The organism is Acinetobacter sp. P8-3-8, from assembly GCF_000214135.1.
Taxonomy (GTDB): Bacteria; Pseudomonadota; Gammaproteobacteria; order Pseudomonadales; family Moraxellaceae; genus Acinetobacter.
This window is the reverse complement of sequence record NZ_AFIE01000157.1, coordinates 1-561: the sequence shown is the minus strand read 5'-3', so window position 1 is coordinate 561 and position 561 is coordinate 1. Positions and strand designations below refer to the sequence as shown.

Below are 561 nucleotides of genomic sequence, written 5' to 3'. Positions count from 1 at the left end.
TTAACCTGAGTTCGATATAAAAAAAGAGTAGAAAAAAAACCTTAGTATTTGTAACGTATTGGTTCTCAAGACAAAACATTACAACCTAAGGCTTTTCTATGCCTTGCGCCATATATGGCTCATACCGAATTATTTTGTATTTTGGATGATTTTTGCAAAATATTTAATGAATCCTTAGAAAAATCTCTAATTTCTGATCAAAATCAATCAACACAAAAATCAGCTTTAAGCCTTTCTGAGGTGATGACTATTGTGATCTTATTTTATGAGAGTTATTACTCGCAAGAGGTTATAGATTCTTTAAATATTTTTATTGTTATATGGTCGTTCCTTTCTGGAAACCAGCTTTTCCTAAGCTTCTTAGCTATAACCGTTTTATTGAAATTATGCCCCGTTGTTTACAAGCATTAAGCTGTTTCTTTCATCAAGTCAAAGGAACAGACACAGGTATTAGTATTATTGATTCAACTAAATTAGTGGTTTGTCATAATCTCAGAATTAAAAGACATCGTGTATTTAAAGGCTTGGCAAATCGTGGGAAAAGTAGTACTGGATGGTTTC

1 pseudogene is annotated in these 561 nt (G+C 31.7%); it reads left to right on the top strand.

Annotation, left to right across the window (positions count from 1 at the left end):
- Positions 1–114 precede the first annotated feature (114 nt).
- Positions 115–561, top strand: a pseudogene (locus GGG_RS20260) (transposase); the annotation flags it as partial.